Below are 23,577 nucleotides of genomic sequence, written 5' to 3'. Positions count from 1 at the left end.
TCGCGTTTTCCCTTATTTTTGTACAACGATATTTTCCTGAGAAGGATCAACATGCTGCAGCTGCAGCTTTTCCGTTGCGATCCGTTCCACCCGGCTGTGATCGCCGAGCGCATTTTCCTCAAGAATGAGATTTCGCCATTCGATATCCAGCGCGTCGCGTTCCAGCACCAGCTGCTCGCGCTGCGCGGTTAACAAACGGGTATGGTGGGCCGTTGTCACCACCGTTACTGCCGTCACAATGATGCAAATGAACAAGCAGAGTGGCAGCTTCCCAAACCGCAAAAGATCGTCTCCGATCACGCCAGGCAAGGCATGGCGCTCGTTACTTCCTAACGATCCCTTAACTTTGCTTAGGGTCTCTGTCACTCTGCCGATCATGCGTTCGTCCTCTCTGCAACACGCAGAACTGAACTACGGGCACGTGGATTCTCTGCCACCTCTTCTTCGCCCGGCATCAACTTGCCTAATGCTCGCAGCTGACGGCCTCCCAGTTTGCTGAGCTGTTCTTCCGTCATCGGCAGCCCCGCTGGAACCTGCGGACCGCGGCTTTGCTCACGCATGAAGCGTTTCACAATGCGGTCTTCCAGCGAATGGAAGCTAATGATGGATAACCGCCCACCCGGGGCCAGCACGTCGAGCGAGTTTTTTAGCGCCAGCTCTATTTCCTCCAGTTCACTGTTCACCCAGATGCGCACCGCCTGGAAGGTACGGGTCGCGGGATGTTTGTGCTTATCCTTCACCGGCGTTGCCGCCGCGATGACTTCCGCCAGCTCTTTGGTACGGGTCATCGGCTCAATGCGGTTACGCTCGACGATGGCGCGCGCAATGCGTTTGCCAAAACGCTCTTCACCGAAGGTTTTGATCACCCAGGCAATATCGGCTTCGTCAGCGGTCTGTAACCATTCGGCGGCAGACTGGCCGCGCGTCGGGTCCATGCGCATGTCCAGCGGGCCGTCGCGCATAAAGGAAAAACCGCGTTCCGCATCATCAAGCTGTGGTGAAGAGACGCCAAGATCGAGAAGAATCCCGTCGATCTTGCCCGTCAGGTCGCGCTCGGCAACGTAATCCGCCAGCGCAGAGAAAGGTCCATGCACGATGGAAAAGCGTGGATCATCGATGGTTTGCGCAACGGCAATCGCCTGCGGGTCGCGATCGATTGCCAGCAGACGTCCTTCCGCGCCAAGTTGGGAAAGAATCAAGCGTGAGTGGCCACCGCGGCCAAAAGTGCCATCAATGTAGATGCCGTCCGGACGAATATTCAGGCCGTTTACGGCCTCATCCAGCAGCACCGTAGTATGTTTGTAATTTTCCATCATATTTATAGAGACAAGTCCTGCAGCCGTTCCGATAGCGTTCCGGAATCAGACTGCTCAGCGTCGATATCTTCCTTGACCTGTTGATACCAGGTCGTTTCGTCCCACAGTTCAAACTTGTTGAACTGCCCGACCAGCATCACTTCTTTGGTCAGACCGGCATGTTGCCGCAGCACCGGCGCGATCAGTAATCGCCCTGCACTGTCCATCTGACACTCACTGGCATGTCCCAACAGCAGGCGCTGTACGCGGCGCTCCTGCGGGTTCATGCTCGACAGTCGCGACAGCTTTTGCTCAATGATTTCCCATTCAGGCAAGGGGTAAAGCAGCAGGCAGGGGTGGTTGATGTCAATGGTGCAAACCATTTGACCTGAAGCGTTCTCAACCAGCTGGTCACGGTATCGGGTTGGCACCGATAAACGCCCTTTGCTGTCGAGATTGACTAACGTCGCTCCACGGAACATGCCAGCCTCACCCCTTATCACCACTTTAACCCACAAATTCCCACCTGAAGGAGTTTACGGAGCGAGGGAAAAGCTTGTCAAGCCAGGACTCTCCCTATAAGGGCTGTATTACACCCTATTTACAGATATCCCCTGACTTGATTAATAACTGCACAACTGGCGTGGCAAAATTAACGTCATGAATATTTGTAAGAAAAAAATCAAATATCCACATCGGCGTTAAGCGTCACTCAATATCATCACGTGAAAATATAAAGTGTCAGTTTGCGACGCGGGCAGCATTTTAGGACATATTGGGAGGGGATAACAGCGCCAGATGCAATGGGGCGTCGCTCGATCGCACCCACCAGAGCGCGGAGCAAGACCGTTGTTTAAAAAACGTCTGGATATTCATCGGCCGGGCGGCCTTTGTAACAAAATAATACAAAAGAACGCTCAAAAAAGGATTAAATCTTCTTTAAACGTCATTTTTTAAAGCCCGAATGAATTAAGAATAATAGCGGGCTATGCTTTTCAAGGAATTATCCTAATTTTTCTCCGGGAATTACCTTAAACCTGATTTTTCAGCGCTGGGGTCGTTTTCACTCCCCCAGCTGCATTATTAATGACGGCTCAGAATTCCGCGACGGTAAAGATTACGTTTGATGCGCGTCAGCCCTGGCTTTGGCTTTCGCGGCTCGTCCAGGCTTGCGAGAACGATTTCCAGCACGCGTTCAGCGACGTCCCGATGGCGCTGCGCCACCGCGAGCACCGGGCATTGCAGGAAGTCCAGCAGTTCATTATCGCCAAACGTGGCAATCGCCAGGTCGGACGGTAATTTTCCCTCGCGGCGCAGCGTCACGTCCATCACGCCCTGTAACAGCGCAAACGAGGTGGTGAACAGCGCCTGCGGCATAGGGTGCGTTTCCAGCCATTTTTCAAACAGCTGCGCGGCGGCTTCACGCTCGTAGCTGTTTGCATACAGATAATGAACGTCACGCGGATCGTCTTTCCAGGCGGTGCGGAAGCCCTGCTCGCGCAGGAAGCTCACGGAAAGCTCGGGCAGCGCGCCAAGGTACAACACCGTTTCGGCAGGGAACGTGCGCAGCTCGGCGGCCAGCATCTCGGCATCGTCCTGGTCGGCCCCCACCACGCTGGTGAAATGTTCGCGGTCCAGCGCGCGGTCCAGCGCCACAATCGGGAAGGGATCGTTCGCCCAGCGCTGGTAAAACGGATGCTCCGGCGGTAAAGAGGTCGAAACAATGATGGCATCGACCTGGCGCTGAAGAAGATGCTCGATGCAGCGCATCTCGTTATCGGGCTGGTCTTCGGAACAGGCAATCAGAAGCTGATAGCCGCGCTGGCGAGCCTGACGCTCAAGGTAGTTCGCAATGCGGGTATAGCTGGTGTTTTCCAGATCGGGGATCACCAGGCCAATAGAGCGGGTTCGCCCGGCACGCAGGCCCGCGGCGACGGCATTCGGATGGTAGTTATGCTCACGCACCACCGCCATGACTTTTTCAACGGTTTTATCGCTAACGCGGTACTGCTTGGCTTTACCGTTAATCACATAGCTGGCCGTGGTTCGTGACACGCCGGCAAGCCGGGCGATTTCATCCAGTTTCACAATTGCCCCTCAAAAAAAGAAATGTCCATGGCCCTGTCAAGGTTATGGTTAAATATTTTAACATCTAAACGCAGATTAGCGTTCGCGGCAACCGCTTTTATCCACGTTGTCGGCGGATTACGCAAAAAAAAGCCCGGCTTTGGTGACCGGGCAGAAAGAGGCGAACCTTTTCAGACATCTAGCGCATAATTTTCTCGCCGCGCGACAGGCCAACGATGCCCGAGCGCGCCACTTCAACAATTTTTGCCACGTCGCGAACGGAAGCCAGGAAAGCATCCAGCTTGTCGCTGGTGCCTGCAAGCTGCACCGTATATAAAGAAGGGGTGACGTCAACGATCTGCCCGCGGAAGATATCCGCATTGCGTTTAACCTCATCGCGCCCGTAGCCGGTGGCCTGAATTTTTACCAGCATCACTTCGCGCTCGACGTATGCCCCCTGCCCCAGCTCGCTCACGCGCAGCACGTCGACCAGCTTGTGCAGCTGCTTCTCAATCTGTTCTAGAACTTTGGCATCGCCCACGGTCTGGATGGTCATGCGCGACAGCGTGGGATCGTCGGTAGGCGCGACGGTCAGGCTTTCTATGTTATAGCCGCGCTGCGCAAACAGGCCGATGACGCGTGACAAAGCGCCAGATTCGTTTTCCAGTAATACCGATAATATCCGGCGCATATCAGGTCCTCTCCGTTTTGCTAAGCCACATTTCGTCCATACCGCCACCGCGGATATGCATCGGATAGACGTGCTCAGCGCCGTCGACGATGACATCCATAAACACAAGGCGACCGTTTTTGACCTGCTCAAGCGCCTCGCCGAGCTTTGTTTCCAGCTCGACCGGACTGGTCACGCGCATGCCGACGTGGCCATAGGCTTCCGCCAGACGGACGAAATCCGGGAGCGACGTCATATACGACTGCGAGTGGCGCCCCGAGTAGATCATGTCCTGCCACTGCTTCACCATCCCGAGATAACCGTTGTTCAGATTCAGCACCAGCACCGGCAGCTCATACTGAAGCGCCGTCGAGAGTTCCTGAATGTTCATCTGAATGCTGCCGTCCCCCGTCACGCAGACCACGGTTTCCTGCGGAAGCGCCAGCTTAACGCCCAGCGCGGCGGGAAGGCCAAAGCCCATTGTCCCCAGGCCGCCGGAGTTGATCCAATGGCGCGGCTTGTCGAACGGATAATACAGTGCGGCAAACATCTGGTGCTGGCCGACGTCAGACGTGACGTACGCCTCCCCCTGAGTGAGGCGCCAGATCGTTTCGATCACCGCCTGCGGCTTAATATGCTCGCTGTGCGCGTCGTATTTCAGACACTGCCGCGCGCGCCACTGATCAATCTGCTGCCACCAGTCGCGGATCTCGTCGAGAGGCTGAGACGTCGTCTCCTGCGGAAGCAGCTCCAGCATTTGCTCCAGCACCTGGCGCGCGTCGCCGACGATCGGGACATCGGCCGGCACCGTTTTTGAGATCGACGTAGGATCGATATCAATGTGCAGCACAGTGGCATTCGGACAATATTTTGCCAGGTTATTGGTCGTACGATCGTCAAAGCGAACGCCAACGGCGAAGATCACATCTGAGTGATGCATCGTCATATTGGCTTCGTAGGTGCCGTGCATGCCGAGCATGCCCAGCGCCTGACGGTGGGTTGCCGGAAACGCACCCAACCCCATCAGTGAGGAAGCAACGGGAAGGTTTAGCGTTTCAACAAGCGCGCGCAGCTGCGGTTCGCAGGCTGAATTGACCGCACCGCCCCCGACGTACACCACCGGCTTTTTCGCGGCCAGGAGGGTTTGCAGCGCGCGCTTGATCTGGCCCTTGTGGCCCTGCGTGGTAGGATTGTACGAACGCATGCTGACCGTCTCCGGCCAGACGTAGGGAAGCCTGTTGGCCGGGTTGAGAATATCTTTTGGCAGATCGACAACCACCGGACCGGGACGACCGCTCGCCGCCAGCCAGAAGGCTTTTTTCAGCACGCCCGGTATGTCTTCCGTTTGCTTCACCAGAAAGCTGTGCTTCACGACGGGGCGGGAAATCCCCACCATATCGCACTCCTGAAAAGCATCGTAGCCGATTAACGAGGTGGCAACCTGACCGGAAAGGATGACCAGCGGGATGGAGTCCATATAGGCGGTGGCGATCCCGGTGATGGCGTTTGTCGCGCCGGGGCCAGAGGTGACCAGCACAACGCCCACTTCGCCGGTTGCGCGAGCAAGCCCATCGGCCATATGCACCGCGGCCTGCTCGTGGCGAACCAGAACATGGTCTATACCGCCTACCGTATGCAGCGCATCGTAAATATCAAGGACCGCGCCCCCGGGGTAGCCAAACACCTGCTTCACGCCCTGATCGATAAGCGATCGGACGACCATTTCCGCGCCAGACAACATCTCCATGCTTTGCCTCCAGGCTTTTTGTTATAGATAGACAGTGGGCAGAAATCATTTCCGAGCCGTCTTACGATCGGGATGACCCAATTCTCTATTTGCAGAGTGAGGGTTACCTTAACCGCTCGTTATGAGGCAGGCAATTAGCAAACGGGGAAGAACAAATGGCGTTCAGAGCAGAAAAAAGAGGCTTTACGACAGGAACTGGTTAATTCGACTGGAATATCGGGAGGCGCTAACAAATCATCTCTAAAAAGGCGGAGGAATCAGGAAATCATCTATTTTTAACGACGTTCTCTCGGTACGAAAAAAATCACAACAGAATAAAAAACCAACCTTCTAAAAAATAGCAGGATAAACCGCAGGATCGCACACGGTTTACCCTAAACGACCTATCGACGGCAGACGCTGGTCAGCAGCTCTTCCATCCACTGGTGCCCTTTATCGCGGCCAGCGGCTTCATGCCACGAGAGGTAACAGGTGCGGCTGTTTAACTTCAGCGGCAGCGGCATTATCTGCAGGTTAAGCTGCTCGGAAAACTCTTCGGCTAACCAGCGCGGCGCAATAGCGACCAGATGCGTTTGCGATACCACGTTTAACACGCTCACCATCGCCATGCCCTGATAGGCAACGCTTGCCTGTTTGTCCGGCGTGTCGTACCACGGCTGGCTGAATGACGCGTAGCGATCGAGCGCAACAACCGCATGCTGCTCGTTATAAACATCGCTTTCACGCAGCGGTGAATTGATTCGAGGATGTTTCTTACTGGCCACTAATACCATTTCATCTTTAAACAGCGGTACGCAGGAAAATTCCGGGCGGCGGAACTCTTCATAGCCTAAAACAAACTCCGTTTCCTGATAGCGTAACTGATGCTCGGTATTCTGGTTTAGGGATGACTTAAAAGCGAGATGAATGTTTGGAGCAATTTCTTCAACTTTATTGTATATAAGCGACGTTAAGTAATTATCTAATGGGCTACATACGCAAAGGTTGAAAACGCGTTCGCTGCTTAACGGTTCGAAGCCCGATCCTGGCAGTTCGTTTTGCACGAGCTGTAACGCCTGACGTACGGCGCCAAACAGCTGATACGCGCGCGCCGTAGGCTGAATGCCTCGACCGTAGCGTACGAATAACTCGTCGTTAAACATGACCTTAAGCCGGGAAACCGCATTACTCACCGCAGGTTGAGACATGCCAAGCGACTGCGCCGCTCGCGTAATATTTTGCTCCTGCATGACGGCATCAAACACGGTCAGCAGATTGAGATCTACGGTGCGCAGCTGAGGCTTCACGCCATCATAGGCCTGAGGTTGATTAATATTATTTCCTGACATTTTTAACTCCACTGTCACGCTAAACTCCCTTTACCGAACCATAATGATAATCACCAATAATATGATTTACCATGCAGATACAACTAGCAAAAGGGAATTATTTAAAATTCGGAATATATAAAGAAAATAGTAATATCAAGAGATGGCCTGCCTGCCAATCGCACGCTGAAGCCACCCTGCTTTAAAATGATATAAAAAACATTAACGGTGAGATGAAACCATAACTCAGACAAATAAACAACTCACTACAAATTAAAGATACATTAAGCATTATTAAACTGTTCCCTTTAACTGCATCTTTTAATTAACATTATTGTTTCATTCTGGTCCAAAAGCGCTCACGGGAAACATTCATGAAAATTATAACTCGATGAAATTCAAAACGTTTACCCGATTCAGACTTAACGTAAGATATAGTCCTGCATTTGAAACGAAATATATTTAAATAATTCAGACATTCACTCTCAGTCCAAAATTGGACTAAACGAATCGTTAAAAAGAGAAAAACCAGCACAATTAGCTAAAGCACTTTCGTTGTCCTCCAGGGCTTACCGGGTCGATTTGATTGCCAGGGGTTGACATGAACGAGCGTATCCAGTACCACTAAAAGCATCACGTATTTAACAGGAGCATGATTCATGATTCGCACCGTTCGCTTCACCGGCCTACTACTACTAAACGCATCCACTGTGCGCGGTAGGCTGGCGAGCGAAATTCAGAACTGAATCGTCTCCAGTAACACTAAAAACCCGCGCCGCTGCGCGGGTTTTTTTATGCTCGTAGCAAGGCGCCCCAGGACAGACAAGGACCTAACCCATGAGCCAGCAAGTCATTATTTTCGATACCACTTTACGCGACGGCGAACAGGCATTGCAGGCAAGCCTGAGTGCGAAAGAGAAACTGCAGATTGCGCTGGCACTCGAGCGTATGGGCGTCGACGTGATGGAGGTAGGCTTCCCCGTCTCCTCGCCGGGTGATTTCGAATCCGTTCAAACTATCGCGCGCACCATTAAAAACAGCCGCGTCTGCGCACTGGCGCGCTGCGTCGAGAAAGATATCGACGTCGCGGCAGAGTCCCTGAAAGTGGCCGAAGCCTTCCGCATCCACACCTTTATTGCCACCTCGCCTATGCATATTGCGACCAAGCTGCGCAGCACGCTGGATGAGGTGATCGAGCGCGCAGTCTACATGGTGAAACGCGCGCGCAACTACACCGACGACGTTGAATTTTCCTGTGAAGACGCGGGCCGCACGCCGATTGAGGATTTGGCCCGCGTGGTTGAAGCCGCCATCAGTGCCGGTGCCAGAACGATCAACATCCCTGACACCGTCGGCTATACCATGCCGTTTGAGTTCTCCAACATCATCACCGGCCTGTACGAGCGCGTGCCGAATATTGATAAGGCAATTATCTCCGTACATACCCACGACGATTTAGGCCTGGCCGTTGGCAATGCCATCGCGGCGGTCCACGCCGGCGCGCGTCAGGTTGAAGGCGCGATGAACGGCATCGGCGAGCGCGCGGGCAACTGCTCGCTGGAAGAGGTGATCATGGCGATCAAGGTGCGTAAAGACATCATGAACGTGAATACGCGCATCAATCACAACGAAATCTGGCGCACCAGCCAGACCGTCAGCCAGATCTGCAACATGCCTATCCCGGCGAACAAGGCGATCGTCGGCACCGGCGCGTTCGCCCACTCCTCCGGCATCCACCAGGACGGCGTGCTGAAGAACCGCGAAAACTACGAAATCATGACGCCGGAATCCATCGGCCTGAACCAGGTGCAGCTGAACCTGACCTCCCGCTCTGGCCGCGCGGCGGTAAAACACCGCATGGAAGAGATGGGCTACAAGGACAGCGACTACAACATGGATCAGCTGTACGACGCGTTCCTGAAGCTGGCCGACAAAAAAGGCCAGGTCTTTGATTACGATCTGGAAGCCCTGGCGTTCATCAACAAGCAGCAGGAAGAGCCAGAGCACTTCCGCCTGGACTACTTCAGCGTGCAGTCCGGCTCGAGCGACATCGCCACCGCGTCCGTGAAGCTGGCGTGCGGCGATGAAATTAAAGCCGAAGCGGCCAACGGCAACGGTCCGGTCGATGCCATCTATCAGGCGATTAACCGCGTCACCGAGTTTGACGTTGAGCTGGTCAAATATGACCTGACGGCCAAAGGCCAGGGCAAAAACGCGCTGGGCCAGGTCGACATCGTCGTCAACCACAACGGTCGTCGCTTCCACGGCGTCGGCCTGGCGACGGACATTGTCGAATCCTCCGCTAAAGCAATGGTGCATGTCCTGAACAACATCTGGCGCGCCGCCGAAGTTGAAAAAGAGTTGCAACGCAAGGCTCAGAATAAAGAGAACAATAAGGAAACCGTGTAATGTCGAAGAACTACCATATTGCCGTGTTGCCGGGTGACGGTATTGGCCCGGAAGTGATGGCACAGGCGCTGAAAGTACTGGAAGCCGTTCGCTCGCGCTTTGCGATGAAAATTACCACCAGCCACTACGACGTGGGCGGGATTGCAATTGATAACCACGGGACGCCGCTGCCAAAAGCGACCGTTGAAGGGTGTGAAAACGCCGATGCCGTGCTGTTCGGTTCCGTGGGTGGCCCGAAGTGGGAGCACCTGCCGCCGGCAGAGCAGCCGGAGCGCGGCGCGCTGCTGCCGCTGCGCAAGCATTTCAAATTGTTCAGCAACCTGCGTCCGGCCAAGCTGTACCAGGGGCTGGAAGAGTTCTGCCCGCTGCGCGCGGATATCGCCGCCAACGGCTTCGACATTCTGTGCGTGCGTGAGCTGACCGGCGGCATCTACTTCGGCCAGCCGAAAGGCCGCGAAGGCAGCGGCCAGCATGAGAAAGCGTTTGATACCGAGGTGTACCACCGCTTCGAAATTGAGCGTATCGCCCACATCGCCTTTGCCTCCGCGCGCAAGCGTCGCCACAAGGTGACCTCCATTGACAAGGCAAACGTGCTGCAGTCGTCTATCCTGTGGCGCGAGATCGTCAGTGAAATCAGCAAGCAGTACCCGGACGTCGAGCTGTCGCACATGTACATCGACAACGCGACCATGCAGCTGATCAAAGATCCGTCGCAGTTTGACGTCCTGCTGTGCTCCAACCTGTTCGGCGATATTTTGTCGGACGAGTGCGCGATGATCACCGGCTCCATGGGCATGCTGCCATCCGCCAGCCTCAACGAAGAGGGCTTCGGCCTGTACGAGCCGGCGGGCGGTTCCGCGCCGGATATCGCCGGGAAAAACATCGCCAACCCGATCGCGCAAATTCTGTCGCTGGCGCTGCTGTTGCGCTACAGCCTGGACGCAAACGATGCAGCAACCGCCATTGAAGACGCCATTAACCGCGCGTTAGAAGAAGGCATCCGTACCGGTGATTTGGCACGCGGCGCGGCGGCGGTCAGTACCGATGAAATGGGCGATATTATCGCCCGCTATGTCGCAGAAGGGGTGTAATCATGGCGAAGACGTTATACGAAAAATTGTTTGATGCGCACGTGGTTTACGAAGCGCCTAACGAAACCCCGCTGCTGTACATCGACCGTCATCTGGTCCACGAGGTCACCTCTCCGCAGGCGTTTGACGGCCTGCGCGCGCACAATCGTCCGGTGCGTCAGCCGGGTAAAACCTTCGCGACCATGGATCACAACGTCTCGACCCAGACCAAAGACATTAACGCCTCCGGCGAAATGGCGCGCATCCAGATGCAGGAGCTGATCAAGAACTGCGGCAAGTTTGGCGTTGAGCTGTACGACCTGAACCACCCGTATCAGGGTATCGTCCACGTGATGGGGCCTGAGCAGGGGATCACCCTGCCCGGCATGACCATCGTCTGCGGCGACTCCCACACCGCCACGCACGGCGCGTTTGGCGCGCTGGCCTTCGGTATCGGCACCTCAGAAGTTGAACACGTTCTGGCGACGCAGACCCTGAAGCAGGGCCGCGCCGAAACCATGAAGATCGAAGTCAAAGGCAGCGCGGCGCCGGGCATCACCGCGAAAGACATCGTGCTGGCGATCATCGGCAAAACCGGCAGCGCGGGCGGCACTGGCCACGTGGTGGAGTTTTGCGGCGAGGCCATTCAGGCGCTGAGCATGGAAGGCCGCATGACGCTGTGCAACATGGCGATTGAAATGGGCGCTAAGGCCGGTCTGGTCGCGCCGGACGAGACAACCTTCAACTACGTGAAGGGCCGTCTGCACGCGCCGAAGGGCAAGGATTTTGACGATGCGGTCGCCTACTGGGCCACACTGAAAACCGACGACGGCGCAGCCTTTGATACCGTCGTCACCCTGCAGGCTGAAGAAATTGCGCCGCAGGTCACCTGGGGAACGAATCCGGGCCAGGTTATCTCCGTCAACGACAGCGTTCCCGATCCGGCCTCCTTCGCCGATCCGGTCGAGCGCGCCAGCGCGGAAAAAGCGCTGGCCTACATGGGCCTGAAGCCGGGCGTGCCTTTGACGGATGTTGCTATCGACAAGGTGTTTATCGGCTCCTGCACCAACTCGCGCATCGAAGACCTGCGCGCCGCGGCCGAAATCGCCAAAGGGCGCAAAGTAGCGCCGGGCGTTCAGGCGCTGGTCGTGCCGGGCTCCGGCCCGGTGAAGGCGCAGGCGGAAGCGGAAGGCCTGGACAAGATCTTTATCGACGCGGGCTTCGAGTGGCGCTTGCCGGGCTGCTCCATGTGCCTGGCGATGAACAACGACCGCCTGAATCCAGGCGAACGCTGCGCCTCCACCAGCAACCGTAACTTTGAAGGCCGTCAGGGCCGCGGTGGGCGCACCCACCTGGTCAGCCCGGCAATGGCCGCCGCTGCGGCCGTCACCGGCCATTTCGCCGATATCCGCAGCCTGAAATAAGGAGACAATCATGGCAGAGAAATTTACCCAACATACGGGCCGGGTTGTCCCGCTGGACGCCGCGAACGTTGATACCGACGCCATTATTCCTAAGCAGTTTTTGCAGAAGGTGACGCGCACGGGCTTTGGCGCGCATCTGTTTAACGACTGGCGCTTTCTGGACGACAAGGGAGAAGTGCCTAATCCCGAGTTCGTGCTGAACTTCCCGGAATACAAAGGCGCGTCGATTCTGCTGGCCCGCGAAAACTTTGGCTGCGGCTCATCTCGCGAGCACGCGCCGTGGGCCTTGACCGACTACGGCTTTAAGGTGGTTATCGCGCCGAGCTTCGCGGATATCTTCTACGGCAACAGCTTCAACAACCAGCTGCTGCCGGTCACGCTGAGCGATGCCGAGGTCGACGAGCTGTTTGCGCGGGTTCAGGCGGATCCTGGCATGTCGTTCGAGGTGGATCTGGAAGCAGGCGTGGTCAAGGCCGGCGACAAGCACTACGGCTTCAGCATTGACGCGTTCCGCCGTCACTGCATGCTGAACGGCCTGGACAGCATTGGCCTGACGCTCCAGCACGAAGAGGCGATCTCCGCTTACGAGAAAAAACAGCCCGCGTTTATGGGCTAAAGGCAATGGCCCGCACGGAGCGGGCCATTGATAAGGGTGCGTTGAGGCTTAACCACGCTGGAGTGGCGGGGAAAACTCCCCGCCCATACCGTTAACGTTTTGCTTCGTACGCCAACACTGCCGCCATTTCCGTTTTCTCCTGTCTGAAGTGCAGCTCGCAGAGCGAGTCGCGCACCATCCAGGTGAAGATCAACAACGTCGTACAGATCAAAAACAAACCTAACAGCAGAGTACGTTTTGGCATTCCAGCCTCCTTATTGCTTTTCGGCAATGAAGAGACTAACCTCGCAATGTGGGTTGTGAAGTTGGTCTCCCCATCAGTTTTATTGATGCGGGACTCTCCACTGTTTGCCTCTTGCGAAAGCCTGAGGCAAACAGCCTCAAGCACCCGCCACGCACTCTATTCTCCTTCTCAGTGCCTGTCAGAAAGTCGTTTCATTTCGTGAAGCCGCCTTCCAGAATCACACATCTTTTACCCGGCAGGTCAGCATGAGCGTCACAACGGATATCGCCGCAATCATCCAGTACACCACGCCGTGCCCGTAGCTTTGCGACAGCGCGCCCTGAATCACCCCGGCCAGGATCACGCCCGTCGAAATGCTGTTGGTAAAAAGCGTTGTTGCAGAGCCCGCCCGCCCCGGCATGAGGTCCTGGAACCAGAGCATGCCAATGCCAGCGACAATCCCGATGAATACCGCGTTGAACAGCTGCAGCGCCAGCAGCGCTTCGCGTGAATGGAAGAAAATCAGCCCAAGATAGAACAGCACGCCCGCCGCCACCGCAACCACCATCATTTTGCGTTTGCCGAAGCGCTTGACGTAATACCCCGCCAGAATCATCGCCGGGATTTCCAGCCCCGCCGCGGTGCCCATCAGTATTCCCGCGAGCTTGTCCGGCAGCCCCAGATCGCTGCTGATCCACAGCGGCATGTCGATGATGTACATGGTGTTGCAGGTCCACATCAGCGTGGAGGCGATAAAAAGCATCCGCACGTTTTTATCCTGCCAGCCGCTGACCTGGGTAAGCGGCTTATCCGCTGCCTGCTCGACCCGCGCCACCGACGGCAGCGCGAAGGCAATCAGCACCAGGCTAATGACAAAAATCCCGGCGGCGATGGTAAACATGGTGGTAAAGCCGTAGTTAAGCGCCAGCATGAACGCCAGCGGCGGCCCGATCACCCACGCCAGCGAAAGCTGCGCGCGCATCACCGAGCTGAACATCACCACCTCCCGCGCCGAGCTATCGGCGTATTCACGCGCCAGCGCAAACAGCTGCGGCATGGCGGTATTCGCCAGCGAGGCCAGCAGCACGCCGCAGATAATAAGCGTCAGATAATGGCGGTTGAACGCAAACAGCAGCGCGTTGCCCACCGCCATCGCGCAGCAAAAGAGGATCAGCCTGCGGCGATCGCCCTGGCTGTCGGAGCGTTTCGCCAGCCACAGGCTCACGAGGATCCCCGCGATGGCGTTAACGGTATAAAACAGCCCGATCCAGAACGGCTGTGCGCCAACCTCGCGGCTCAGAAACAGGCTCAGCGTCGGCGCCTGAAGCGCGCCCGCCACGCCCATCATAAAGGCCACCAGCATAAAAGCGGCGTAGACGCCGTTCAGGCGGCGCCCCATCGTCATCAACCAGAGCATGCGCAAGTCCTTATGAATGCGAGTCAAAACTGGGTGAAAGAATAAACGAAAAAAGCCAGCAAAAAACATTTTTGCTGGCGGGTGATTCGCACCAATACTCAGTCACACATGATCGAGGCGAGTTAGCGAGAAGAGGTCGGTTTCGTAACGTCCCACTGCATCAGATCTTCCAACATTTTCAGCCGTTGCTCTGCACACCGGCGGGCCAGCCAGGACGCTCCCTTTGTCGCTGAAAAGTACTGCTGATAAAACTGACGTGCGGTAGACCTCTTCATAATTTACCTCCTCACTTCATCGAGAAGGATTATTGACCTAATATAGGGATAAATAAATTGCTGGCTTTTTATCAGGAGTTCCCCTTTTATGCCGTCTGGTCGTCTGCAACAACAGTTTATCCGCCTCTGGCAGTGCTGCGAGGGGCAATCGAAGGAGACTACGCTCAACGAGCTGGCCGACCTGCTGAGCTGCTCCCGACGCCACATGCGCACGCTGCTGAACACCATGCAGCAGCAGGGCTGGCTAAGCTGGGAAGCCGAAGCGGGACGCGGGAAACGCTCGCGGCTGACTTTCCTCTACACCGGGCTGGCGCTCCAGCAGCAGCGCGCGGAAGATCTGCTGGAGCAGGACCGCATCGACCAGCTGGTGCAGCTGGTGGGCGACAAGGCCGCCGTGCGCCAGATGCTGGTGTCGCACCTGGGGCGCAGCTTCCGCCAGGGGCGCCACATCCTGCGCGTGCTCTACTATCGCCCGATGAAAAACCTGCTCCCCGGCACGGCGCTGCGACGCTCGGAAACCCATATGGCTCGCCAGATCTTCAGCGGCCTGACGCGGATAAATGAGGAAAACGGGGAACTGGAGGCCGATATTGCGCACCACTGGCAGCAAATATCCCCCCTGCACTGGCGCTTTTTTTTGCGGCCTGGCATCCATTTCCACCACGGCCGCGAGCTGGAAATGAGCGACGTGATCGACTCCCTTCAGCGGGCGCGCGCGCTTCCCCTGTATGCCCACGTGTCGCGCATCCACTCCCCGACGGCATGGACCGTCGATATTGAATTGTCCGAGCCTGACCGGTGGCTGCCGTGGCTCATGGGCTACGTTCCGTCGATGATCCTGCCGCGCGAATGGCCCTCCCTGCCCCATTTCGCCAGCCAGCCGGTAGGGACGGGCCCCTACGCGGTGACGCGCAATACCAGCAACCAGCTGAAAATCCGCGCCTTTGACGACTACTTTGGCTTTCGCGCGCTGATTGACGAAGTGAACGTGTGGGTGCTTCCTGAGATCAGCGAAGAGCTGAGCTGTGGCCTTACGCTGGAAGGGCCAACCGAAGGGGAAAAAGCCGTGGAGAGCCGCCTTGAAGAGGGCTGCTATTACCTGCTGTTTGACGCCCGCAGCCGCTGCGGCGCCAGCCAGGAGGTCCGCAGGTGGGTCAGCCACGTCCTCTCTCCGGCCAACCTGATCTACCAGGCCGAGGAGCAATACCAGACCTACTGGTTCCCGGCCTACGGCCTGCTGCCGCGCTGGCACCACGCCCGGCCCGTGCACGGAGAGAGGCCTGCCGGGCTGGAATCGATTACCCTGACCTACTACCGCGACCACGTGGAGCACCGCTTTATTGCCCGGATCATGAGCAAGCTGCTGGCCGCTGAGGGCGTTCACCTTGATATTCAGGAGGTGGATTATGACGAATGGCACCGAGGAGACATCGTCAGCGACATCTGGCTCAACAGCGCCAACTTCACCCTGCCGCTTGATTTCTCGCTCTTTTCGCACCTGTTCGAAGTGCCGCTGATTCAGCACTGCATCGACCGGGACTGGCAGCAGGACGCCGCCCGATGGCGCGCGGGCGAGATGAACCTGGCCGCCTGGTGCCAGCAGCTGCTGGCGCAGCAGGCGATTGTGCCGCTCATCCATCACTGGCTGATGATTCAGGGCCAGCGCAGCATGCGCGGACTGCGGATGAACACCTTGGGCTGGTTTGATTTTAAATCCGCCTGGTTTGCCCCGCCGGAGCCATAACGCTTTCGTAATATTCACCAAATCATTACAATAGCGCCGTTCTCAACGGGGTGCTGCATCACTGATGTGCGCTGAGATAATACCCGTCGAACCTGATCCGGATAACGCCGGCGAAGGGATTTGAGGCTGTCTCTCAAAATCCTTTGCCACTCAACCCTGAGGTGCAAAGTGTTAAAAAAAGTTCTTCCCCTGCTGGCGCTGTTTGCGCTGCCCGCGTTTGCGAAGCCCGTGCTGACGGTCTACACCTACGACTCCTTCTCTGCCGACTGGGGCCCCGGCCCGGTGGTTAAAAAAGCCTTTGAAGCCGACTGCGGCTGCGAGCTGAAGTTCGTGACGCTGGAAGATGGCGTTTCGCTGCTCAACCGCCTGCGCATGGAGGGCAAAAACAGCAAGGCGGACGTGGTGCTTGGCCTCGATAACAACCTGCTGAACGCGGCCGCGCAAACGAAGCTGTTTACCAAAAGCGGCGTCGCAACCGATGCCGTGAACGTGCCGGGCGGCTGGAAGAACGATACCTTTGTCCCGTTCGACTACGGCTACTTTGCTTTCGTGTATGACAAAAACAGGCTGAAAAACCCGCCGAAAAGCCTGAAAGAGCTGGTTGAAAGCGACCAGAAATGGCGCGTGATTTATGAGGATCCGCGCACCAGCACGCCGGGCCTGGGGCTGCTGCTGTGGATGCAGAAAGTCTACGGCGATAAAGCGCCCGACGCGTGGCAGAAGCTGGCCGCCAAAACCGTCACCGTCACCAAGGGATGGAGCGAAGCCTACGGCCTGTTCCTGAAAGGGGAAGGCGATCTGGTGCTGAGCTACTCTACCTCTCCGGCCTACCACCTCATCGACGAGAAGAAAGACAACTACGCTGCCGCGGATTTCGCCGAGGGCCACTACCTGCAGGTGGAAGTCGCCGCGCGAACCGCCGCCAGCAAGCAGCCTGAACTGGCTGAAAAATTCCTGAAATTTATGCTGTCCCCGGCGTTCCAGAACGCGATCCCCACGGGCAACTGGATGTATCCGGTCACCGACGTCGCGCTTCCCGCGGGATTTGATCGGTTGACCAGGCCAAAAACCTCGCTGGAGTTTACGCCGCAGCAGGTCGCCGAGCAGCGTGCAGCGTGGGTAAGTGAATGGCAACGCGCCGTCAGCCGCTAATTCCTGGCTGGCTAGTCCCCGGGCTGCTTGCCGCCGCGCTGATGGTAGCGGTGAGCCTCGGGGCATTTCTCGCGCTGTGGTTCAACGCGCCGGAGAGCAGCCTGCCCGCGCTTTGGCGTGACGACTATCTGTGGCACGTCATACGGTTCTCGTTCTGGCAGGCGTTCCTCTCCGCCCTGCTGTCGACGATCCCGGCCATTTTTCTGGCTCGGGCGCTTTATCGCAGGCGTTTTCCCGGCAGGCAGGCGCTGCTGCGCCTGTGCGCCATGACGCTGATCCTGCCGGTTCTGGTGGCCGTGTTTGGCATTCTGAGCGTTTACGGGCGTCAGGGCTGGCTTGCCTCGCTCTTTCATTTTCTCGGCCTGAAGTGGACGTTCACGCCCTACGGGCTGAAGGGCATTCTGCTGGCGCACATCTTCTTCAACATGCCGATGGCGACGCGGCTCTTCCTGCAGGCGCTGGAAAATATCCCCGGCGAGCAGCGCCAGATTGCCGCCCAGCTCGGCATGCGCGGCATCCCGTTCTTCCGCTTTGTCGAGTGGCCGTGGCTGAGGCGGCAAATCCCGCCGACCGCCGCGCTTATCTTTATGCTGTGCTTCGCCAGCTTCGCCACCGTGCTCTCCCTTGGCGGCGGGCCGCAGGCCACCACCATCGAGCTGGCGATTTACCAGGCGCTGAGCTATGACTACGATCCCGGCCGCGCGGCGCTGCTGGCGCTGGTGCAGATGGTGTGCTGCCTGGTTCTGGTGCTGCTGAGCCAGCGCCTGAGCAAAGCTATTAATCCCGGGAATAATCAGATCGCAGGCTGGCGCGATCCGCAGGACAGTCTGTACAGCCGCATCGCCGACTTTATCCTGATCGCGCTGGCGCTGCTGCTTCTGCTGCCGCCGCTGGCGGCCGTTGTCGTCGACGGCCTGAACCGTAATCTTGCCTCCGTTTTGCAACAGCCCGTTCTCTGGCAGGCCACCGGGACCTCGCTGCGGATTGCGCTTGCGGCAGGGGTGCTGTGCGTGATCCTAACCCTGATGCTGCTCTGGAGCAGCCGCGAGCTTTACGCGCGTCAGGCCCGCAGGGCGGGACAGGCGCTGGAGCTGACGGGGATGTTAATTCTGGCGATGCCGGGCATCGTTCTGGCGACCGGCTTCTTTTTGCTGTTCAACAGCACCGTTGGCCTGCCGGAAAGCGCCGACGGGATCGTGATTTTCACCAACGCCCTGATGGCGATTCCCTACGCGCTCAAGGTGCTGGAAAACCCGATGCGCGACGTGAACAGCCGCTACGGCCTGCTCTGCCAGTCGCTGGGGATGCAGGGCTGGCAGCGGCTGAAGGTGGTCGAACTGCGCGCGCTGAAGCGTCCGCTGGCGCAGGCGCTGGCCTTTGCCTGCGTGCTGTCGATGGGCGATTTTGGCGTGGTGGCGCTGTTCGGCAATGAGGATTTCCGCACGCTGCCGTTCTGGCTGTATCAGCAGATTGGCTCCTACCGCAGCCAGGACGGGGCCGTCACGGCGCTGCTGCTCCTGCTGGTGTGCTTTGGGCTCTTTACCGTTATCGAAAAACTTCCGGGGCGTGATGTTAAAACTGACTGATGTAACCTGGCTCTACCAGCATCTGCCGATGCGCTTCACGCTGTCGGTAAAACAGGGTGAAACGATCGCGATCCTCGGCCCCAGCGGTGCGGGAAAGAGCACCCTGCTCAATCTGATTGCCGGTTTCCTGCAACCGGCGAGCGGGTCGATTGTGATCGAAAATCAGGACCATACCCGCACGCCGCCCGCGCGGCGTCCGGTATCGATGCTGTTTCAGGAAAATAACCTGTTTACCCACCTGACGGTGCGGCAGAACATCGCGCTGGGGATGCACCCGGGCATGAAGCTCAGCGCCGCCCAGCGGCAAAAGCTCGAGGCCATCGCCGCGCAGATGGGAATTGGCGATTTTATTGAACGGCTGCCCGGCGAGCTCTCCGGCGGCCAGCGCCAGCGCGTGGCGCTGGCCCGCTGCCTGGTACGCGAGCAGCCGGTGCTGCTGCTGGACGAACCGTTTTCCGCGCTCGACCCGGCGCTGCGCCAGGAGATGCTGGCGCTGGTGCAGGACGTCTGCCAGCGCCAGCAGCTCACCATGCTGATGGTGTCGCACAGCATTGAAGATGCCGCGCGGATTGCGCCGCGATCGGTGGTGGTCGCCGAGGGGCGAATTTTGTGGGATGGGGAGACGGAAGAACTGCTGAGCGGGAGAGCGGGAGCGTCTTCACTGTTGGGCATTCATGCGGTGTGATGCCCTCACCCTGGCCCTCTCCCACAGGGAGAGGGTACAAACATCGATTGTGCGGTCTGATGTCCTCAGCCCACCGGCTGAGGAAAAAACCTTAACGGCTCACCACCTTCAATAAAATCTCGCCGTACACCGGCATCAGCGGATGGCGGATCAGCGCCACCAGCGCCACGACCGCCACGACCGCCACGCCGAGCGTTAGCGGTGCCAGCCAGAGCAGGCGGCTACGCGGGAGAAAGCGCGTCAGGCGATCGACGCTCGCTTTCGCGCTGCGCCACAGCCGCCAGCACAGCCAGCCCGCCAGCCACAGCAGCACCGCCGTTCCCAGCAGCAGCCACTTAAACTCGCCGCTCTGCATACCGTCTGGAATATCAATCGCGGCCCCCGCCAGGATCCCCGGCAGGAAGTAAAACGGCGGCCAGAACACGCAGCCGATAATGTTCGGCACAATGAACTTCGCGACGGGCAGATCCAGCATCCCCGCCACCATCGGCACCAGCGGACGCGTTGGCCCAACGAAACGGCCCACGAGAATGGTAAACATGCTGTGCTGATGCAGCGCGTGCTCGGTCTTATCCAGCAGCGCCTTGTTCTTTTTCATAAACGACCAGCGGTGCAGCGGCTTTTTGAAGCGCCAGCCCAGCCAGAACGAGATCCAGTCGCCCAGCAGGCAGCCGATAATCCCGGCGAGCCACGCCTGCCAGAAGTTGACCTCACCGCTGCCGATAAGCGCACCGAGCCCCGCCATCATGACGGTGCCGGGGAGGATAAGCCCCACGAGCGCCAGTGATTCCAGAAACGCCACCAGCGCCACGGCGATGAGCGAATACATAACGGACTGGGTGATAAAGTGTTCCAGCAGTGCCTGCATAACGATTCCGATCGGTAAACGAATCAGCGATTCTGCTTAGCGCCCCGCGCTGCGTCAAGGCAACAATTGTCTGAATAGTTTACAGGTTGCCGGGCAGGTTCACCTGTTTGTTTATTTTTCTTTACCGATTATTCACAACCGGCGCGGAAATCACTGGGGCTGGCGCCGGTGCATTTTTTAAAGACGCGAGAGAAATAGAGCTGATCCTCAAACCCCACGTTGCGCCCCACGCTCGCGATAGGCATCCGGGTGGTGCTGAGCAGCAGCTTCGCCTGGCTGATGCGCTGATCCTCCCGCCAGCTCAGCACGCTCACGCCAAGCTGCTGGCGGAAAAGATGCGACAGGCGCGACGGCGAGAGGCAGACGTGCTGGGCGACGCTGGCGATATCAAACTGGCTGTCGGCCAGGTGATCGCTGATGTACTGGCAGGCATCGCGCACGCGGTTATCCAGCGGCGGGTTCAGCGATTCGTTGATTGCCTCCATGCGCCGCAGCAGCAGCTGCTCAAGCAGGTTGATCGCCAGCAGCTCGGCGTAGCGCCCGCCCGCCTGCCCCGCTTCGATAATCTGCGCGAACAGCTCGCGAAACTGCGCCTGGTGCGCGTCGTCGGGCCGGTAAAAGCCGGTATGGGCAAAAATCGCGGGCCAGGAGAGCCACTCCTGCCAGTAGGCGCGCGGGCGGAAATAGACCCACTGGTGATACCACTCTTTCGCCTCGGGATGGCGGCCGTAGTGGTGGATCTCCCCCGGCGGAAATAAGAGGATGTCGCCGGGGCGGCAGACGAACTGCTGGTCACCGTTTTGAATCACCCCTTCGCCGCGCACCGTGAGATTTAAAATATAGCCCTTCATCCCCAGCGGTCGGTCGACGTAAAAATCCAGATAGCCCTCGGCCTCGATAGGCGTCAGCCCCGCGACAAGATGCGCGTTAAACGAGTAGCCAGGCAACAGGGGATCGTTTTGCGTTTCAGCCATAAATTCAGTTCTCCCGGCGGTCCCGAAGGAAACCAATTGTCCATATCGATAAAAGCAGGTTAAAAACGGCGTGGGAAAAGGTCAAAAATGGCTCGCTGCACTTTTCTCTTCACCGCGCCACCGCCTTCTCCGCGAATTTATCCGTCATCAATGGCGATTCGGCAGCAACAAAAGTGTCTATAACTACGGCAGAAATGTCCACATTGATTATTTGCACGGCGTCACACTTTCCGTTGCTACAGCAATTTAGTCCATAAGATTAGCGGATCCTGCCTGACGATTTTCGCCCCCAGTCTCTAATGTTCTTCCATACCTGTTTTTTATGGAGCAACACCATGGCAATAGCGATTGGCCTCGATTTCGGCAGCGATTCGGTTCGCGCCCTGGCGGTGGAATGCACCACCGGTCAGGAGATAGCAACCAGCGTTGAGTGGTACCCGCGCTGGCAGGAGGGGCGCTACTGCGACGCGCCAAACAACCGGTTCCGCCACCATCCGCGCGACTACATCGAGTCGATGGAAGCGGCAATCAAAACCGTCCTTGCCGAACTGACCGACGCGCAGCGGGCGGAGATTGTCGGGATTGGCGTCGACAGTACCGGCTCCACGCCCGCCCCGGTCGATGCCGAAGGCCGCGTGCTGGCGCTGCGCCCGGAGTTTGCCGACAACCCGAACGCCATGTTCGTGCTGTGGAAAGACCATACCGCCGTAGAAGAGGCCGAAGCCATCACCCGCCTGTGCCATCAGCCAGGCAAAACGGACTACTCGCGCTATATCGGCGGCATCTACTCCAGCGAATGGTTCTGGGCCAAGATCCTGCACGTGACCCGCGCGGACGCGGCGGTGGCGCAGGCTGCGGCATCGTGGATTGAGCTGTGCGACTGGGTTCCCGCCCTGCTCTCCGGCACCACGCGCCCGCAGGATATCCGCCGCGGACGCTGCAGCGCCGGGCATAAATCCCTGTGGCATGAAGGCTGGGGCGGCCTGCCGCCAGCTGCCTTCTTCGATGAGCTCGATCCCATCATCAATAAGAACCTGACCTACCCGCTGTTTACCGACACCTTCACCGCCGATATTCCGGTTGGCACGCTTTGCGAAGAGTGGGCGACGCGCCTCGGCCTGCCGCAAAACGTGACGATCTCCGGCGGCGCGTTCGACTGCCACATGGGCGCAGTCGGCGCGGGCGCGCAGCCCAACACGCTGGTGAAAGTTATCGGCACCTCGACCTGCGACATCCTGATAGCCGACAAGGCCAGCGTGGGCGATCGCGCGGTAAAAGGCATCTGCGGCCAGGTTGACGGCAGCGTGGTGCCGGACTTTATCGGCCTCGAAGCGGGCCAGTCCGCGTTTGGCGATATCTACGCCTGGTTTGGCCGCGTGCTCGGCTGGCCGCTGGATCGGCTGGCGGCCGAGCACCCTGAGCTGAAGCCGCAGATCGCCGAGAGCAAAAAGCAGCTCCTGCCGCAGCTCACCGACGCCTGGGCGAAAAATCCCTCTCTCGATCATCTCCCGGTGGTGCTCGACTGGTTTAACGGCCGCCGCACGCCGTTTGCTAACCAGCGCCTGAAGGGGGTGATAACCGACCTTAACCTTGCGACCGACGCCCCCGCCCTGTTCGGCGGCCTGATTGCGGCCACCGCGTTCGGCGCGCGCGCCATTATGGAGTGCTTCACCGACCAGGGCATCGACGTGAATAACGTGATGGCGCTGGGCGGCATCGCCCGTAAAAACCCGGTGATCATGCAGGCCTGCTGCGACGTGCTGAACCGTCCGCTGCAGATTGTCGCCTCCGATCAGTGCTGCGCGCTGGGTGCCGCCATCTTCGCCGCCGTCGCCGCGGGCGTGCATGCCGATATCCCGACGGCGCAGCATCACATGGCCAGCGCCGTGGAAAGCACCCTCCAGCCGCGTGCAGAGCAGGCCCAACGATTCGAACAACTCTACCAGCGCTACCAGCAGTGGGCGAAAAGCGCGGAACTCCACTATCTCCCTGCCGCCGCCGCGTCCAGACACGCCGCGGACGCTACGGCAACCCTGACCCATTAAGGA

The 23,577-nt window shown here is 58.1% G+C and carries 22 protein-coding genes and 1 riboswitch; of the genes, 10 read left to right on the top strand and 12 right to left on the bottom strand.

Going from position 1 to position 23,577, the window contains the following annotated elements; genetic code table 11:
- Positions 1 to 12: 12 nt before the first annotated feature.
- The 7 genes from ftsL to leuO form a co-directional block, all read right to left on the bottom strand.
- Complete coding sequence (ftsL, locus tag AB8804_RS09010; RefSeq protein WP_006173860.1) at positions 13 to 378, bottom strand: cell division protein FtsL; 366 nt, start codon at positions 376 to 378, stop codon at positions 13 to 15.
- Positions 375 to 1,316, bottom strand: a complete 942-nt coding sequence (gene rsmH / locus AB8804_RS09005) for a 16S rRNA (cytosine(1402)-N(4))-methyltransferase RsmH (RefSeq protein ID WP_371185130.1) — start codon at positions 1,314 to 1,316, stop codon at positions 375 to 377. Before rsmH ends, ftsL begins: the two co-directional genes overlap by 4 nt.
- Before the next feature lie 2 nt (positions 1,317 to 1,318).
- Positions 1,319 to 1,777: a division/cell wall cluster transcriptional repressor MraZ gene (gene mraZ, locus AB8804_RS09000; protein ID WP_371185128.1), complete on the bottom strand. Its 459-nt coding sequence runs from the start codon at positions 1,775 to 1,777 to the stop codon at positions 1,319 to 1,321.
- A gap of 601 nt (positions 1,778 to 2,378) precedes the next feature.
- Positions 2,379 to 3,383, bottom strand: a complete 1,005-nt coding sequence (gene cra / locus AB8804_RS08995; RefSeq protein WP_371185126.1) for a catabolite repressor/activator — start codon at positions 3,381 to 3,383, stop codon at positions 2,379 to 2,381.
- A 178-nt stretch (positions 3,384 to 3,561) separates the two neighbouring features.
- Positions 3,562 to 4,053 carry an acetolactate synthase small subunit gene (gene ilvN / locus AB8804_RS08990; protein WP_371185124.1) on the bottom strand — a complete coding sequence of 164 codons (492 nt, stop codon included), beginning with the start codon at positions 4,051 to 4,053 and terminating at the stop codon, positions 3,562 to 3,564.
- A gap of 1 nt (position 4,054) precedes the next feature.
- On the bottom strand, positions 4,055 to 5,779 hold the full coding sequence (ilvI, locus tag AB8804_RS08985; protein WP_371185122.1) for an acetolactate synthase 3 large subunit: 1,725 nt from the start codon (positions 5,777 to 5,779) through the stop codon (positions 4,055 to 4,057).
- 383 nt (positions 5,780 to 6,162) lie between these two features.
- Positions 6,163 to 7,107 (bottom strand): transcriptional regulator LeuO, encoded by a 945-nt coding sequence (gene leuO, locus AB8804_RS08980; RefSeq protein WP_371185120.1) that lies wholly within the window; start codon positions 7,105 to 7,107, stop codon positions 6,163 to 6,165.
- Positions 7,108 to 7,745: 638 nt separating this feature from the next.
- On the opposite strand from leuO, the gene leuL reads away from it, so the two are divergent.
- The 5 genes from leuL (at position 7,746) to leuD (ending at position 12,605) form a co-directional block, all read left to right on the top strand.
- Positions 7,746 to 7,832 (top strand): leu operon leader peptide, encoded by an 87-nt coding sequence (gene leuL / locus AB8804_RS08975; protein WP_112011110.1) that lies wholly within the window; start codon positions 7,746 to 7,748, stop codon positions 7,830 to 7,832.
- A gap of 91 nt (positions 7,833 to 7,923) precedes the next feature.
- Positions 7,924 to 9,495: a 2-isopropylmalate synthase gene (leuA, locus tag AB8804_RS08970; RefSeq protein ID WP_371185118.1), complete on the top strand. Its 1,572-nt coding sequence runs from the start codon at positions 7,924 to 7,926 to the stop codon at positions 9,493 to 9,495.
- Positions 9,495 to 10,586 carry a 3-isopropylmalate dehydrogenase gene (gene leuB, locus AB8804_RS08965; protein ID WP_371185116.1) on the top strand — a complete coding sequence of 364 codons (1,092 nt, stop codon included), beginning with the start codon at positions 9,495 to 9,497 and terminating at the stop codon, positions 10,584 to 10,586. Before leuA ends, leuB begins: the two co-directional genes overlap by 1 nt.
- Before the next feature lie 2 nt (positions 10,587 to 10,588).
- On the top strand, positions 10,589 to 11,989 hold the full coding sequence (gene leuC / locus AB8804_RS08960; protein WP_371185114.1) for a 3-isopropylmalate dehydratase large subunit: 1,401 nt from the start codon (positions 10,589 to 10,591) through the stop codon (positions 11,987 to 11,989).
- Between the two features lie 10 nt (positions 11,990 to 11,999).
- The gene (gene leuD, locus AB8804_RS08955) at positions 12,000 to 12,605 is read left to right on the top strand and encodes a 3-isopropylmalate dehydratase small subunit (RefSeq protein ID WP_371185112.1); all 606 of its coding nucleotides are present in this window, start codon (positions 12,000 to 12,002) and stop codon (positions 12,603 to 12,605) included.
- A gap of 91 nt (positions 12,606 to 12,696) precedes the next feature.
- Here leuD and AB8804_RS08950 read toward each other — a convergent pair whose 3' ends face one another.
- The 3 genes from AB8804_RS08950 to sgrT all read right to left on the bottom strand — a co-directional run bounded on the left by AB8804_RS08950 (position 12,697) and on the right by sgrT (position 14,520).
- On the bottom strand, positions 12,697 to 12,849 hold the full coding sequence (locus AB8804_RS08950; RefSeq protein ID WP_045907789.1) for a Hok/Gef family protein: 153 nt from the start codon (positions 12,847 to 12,849) through the stop codon (positions 12,697 to 12,699).
- Between the two features lie 217 nt (positions 12,850 to 13,066).
- On the bottom strand, positions 13,067 to 14,245 hold the full coding sequence (locus tag AB8804_RS08945) for a sugar efflux transporter (RefSeq protein WP_371185109.1): 1,179 nt from the start codon (positions 14,243 to 14,245) through the stop codon (positions 13,067 to 13,069).
- Between the two features lie 122 nt (positions 14,246 to 14,367).
- Positions 14,368 to 14,520 (bottom strand): glucose uptake inhibitor SgrT, encoded by a 153-nt coding sequence (gene sgrT / locus AB8804_RS08940; protein ID WP_371185107.1) that lies wholly within the window; start codon positions 14,518 to 14,520, stop codon positions 14,368 to 14,370.
- 88 nt (positions 14,521 to 14,608) lie between these two features.
- On the opposite strand from sgrT, the gene sgrR reads away from it, so the two are divergent.
- The 4 genes from sgrR to thiQ all read left to right on the top strand — a co-directional run bounded on the left by sgrR (position 14,609) and on the right by thiQ (position 19,687).
- Positions 14,609 to 16,264: an HTH-type transcriptional regulator SgrR gene (gene sgrR, locus AB8804_RS08935; RefSeq protein WP_371185105.1), complete on the top strand. Its 1,656-nt coding sequence runs from the start codon at positions 14,609 to 14,611 to the stop codon at positions 16,262 to 16,264.
- Between the two features lie 36 nt (positions 16,265 to 16,300).
- A riboswitch (TPP riboswitch) is annotated at positions 16,301 to 16,401 on the top strand.
- Between the two features lie 31 nt (positions 16,402 to 16,432).
- Entirely contained in the window at positions 16,433 to 17,416 is a 984-nt protein-coding gene (gene thiB / locus AB8804_RS08930; protein WP_371185103.1) for a thiamine ABC transporter substrate binding subunit, read from the top strand.
- Positions 17,392 to 19,002 (top strand): thiamine/thiamine pyrophosphate ABC transporter permease ThiP, encoded by a 1,611-nt coding sequence (gene thiP / locus AB8804_RS08925; protein ID WP_371185101.1) that lies wholly within the window; start codon positions 17,392 to 17,394, stop codon positions 19,000 to 19,002. The genes thiB and thiP overlap by 25 nt, the downstream gene beginning before the upstream one ends.
- Positions 18,986 to 19,687, top strand: coding sequence for a thiamine ABC transporter ATP-binding protein ThiQ (gene thiQ / locus AB8804_RS08920; protein ID WP_371185099.1), 702 nt, complete (start codon positions 18,986 to 18,988; stop codon positions 19,685 to 19,687). Before thiP ends, thiQ begins: the two co-directional genes overlap by 17 nt.
- 91 nt (positions 19,688 to 19,778) lie before the next feature.
- Here the strand turns inward: thiQ and AB8804_RS08915 are convergent, their stop codons facing one another.
- Together AB8804_RS08915 and araC are read right to left on the bottom strand one after the other, a co-directional pair.
- Positions 19,779 to 20,555, bottom strand: a complete 777-nt coding sequence (locus tag AB8804_RS08915) for a DedA family protein (protein ID WP_371185097.1) — start codon at positions 20,553 to 20,555, stop codon at positions 19,779 to 19,781.
- 128 nt (positions 20,556 to 20,683) lie between these two features.
- Positions 20,684 to 21,529, bottom strand: coding sequence for an arabinose operon transcriptional regulator AraC (gene araC, locus AB8804_RS08910; protein WP_112011098.1), 846 nt, complete (start codon positions 21,527 to 21,529; stop codon positions 20,684 to 20,686).
- A gap of 335 nt (positions 21,530 to 21,864) precedes the next feature.
- Between araC and araB the strand changes: the two genes are divergently transcribed.
- Positions 21,865 to 23,574 carry a ribulokinase gene (araB, locus tag AB8804_RS08905; protein ID WP_371185095.1) on the top strand — a complete coding sequence of 570 codons (1,710 nt, stop codon included), beginning with the start codon at positions 21,865 to 21,867 and terminating at the stop codon, positions 23,572 to 23,574.
- Positions 23,575 to 23,577: the final 3 nt, after the last annotated feature.

The sequence above is a fragment of the Enterobacter sp. KBR-315C3_2022 genome, assembly GCF_041399425.1.
GTDB lineage: Bacteria > Pseudomonadota > Gammaproteobacteria > Enterobacterales > Enterobacteriaceae > Enterobacter.
Note: the sequence above shows the minus strand (reverse complement) of the source record. Positions and strands in the feature narration are given on the sequence as shown.